2 protein-coding genes are annotated in these 662 nt (G+C 54.1%); both read right to left on the bottom strand.

From position 1 onward, the window contains the following. Positions 1–273 (bottom strand): hypothetical protein (locus ACFQRK_RS24010; protein WP_379010972.1); only part of this gene is annotated, 273 nt, incomplete at its 3' end. A 108-nt stretch (positions 274–381) separates the two neighbouring features. Next, a partial coding sequence (locus ACFQRK_RS24005; RefSeq protein WP_379010971.1) for a response regulator transcription factor occupies positions 382–662 on the bottom strand: 281 nt, incomplete at its 5' end.

Raw genomic sequence — 662 nt, 5'->3', positions numbered from 1 at the left:
TGGGGCGGAGGTGGCGGTGGATGGTTGGTCCTCGCCTGGCTGCGTCTCGGTTGGTCGCGTCTTGGACGGTTTCGATAAGGCCTCCTCGGCTTTGTCGAGGCCCTTGTCTATGGCACGGTCGGTTTTCTGCTCGATGCGCTGCTTGACCTTTCGCTCCACTTTCTTGCCCAGTTTATCCAATAACTGGCCGTGGGCCGATGAAGCGGTGATGGCCAGCAGTATGCAAATAAGGCAACAACGGATGCTGCGCGTTGTAAAAATCAGGGTTACCATGGTGAGCGTTTGTTATACCTTGCGGCGATGCCAAACAATAACGGCATCGACAGTACAAAACTATCGGTGTAAGACACGATAGGCAATAGTGATTTATCACTAATGGCGTTAAATCAAGCCATGGTTTACGGCGTACGCGGTGAGTTCACTGCTCGTGTAGCAGCCCGCTTTTTTGAGGAGCCGCTGCCGGTGGTTTTCTACCGTATTTTTGGTGATGCCCAATGCGGAGGCAATCAGTTTGCTCGTGTGTCCGGCAGCAAGCAGCCGAATCACGTCCTTTTCACGTGGGGTGAAAACGGGAATGCCGTGGAACCTTTCGGGGTCATCCTGCAGCGATTTACTGCGGATGAGCAGGGACTCCCCACGGTTGACCTCCAGGATGACCAACT

The organism is Parapedobacter sp. GCM10030251 (assembly GCF_042666505.1).
Classification (GTDB): Bacteria; Bacteroidota; Bacteroidia; order Sphingobacteriales; family Sphingobacteriaceae; genus Parapedobacter.
Note: the sequence above shows the minus strand (reverse complement) of the source record. Positions and strands in the feature narration are given on the sequence as shown.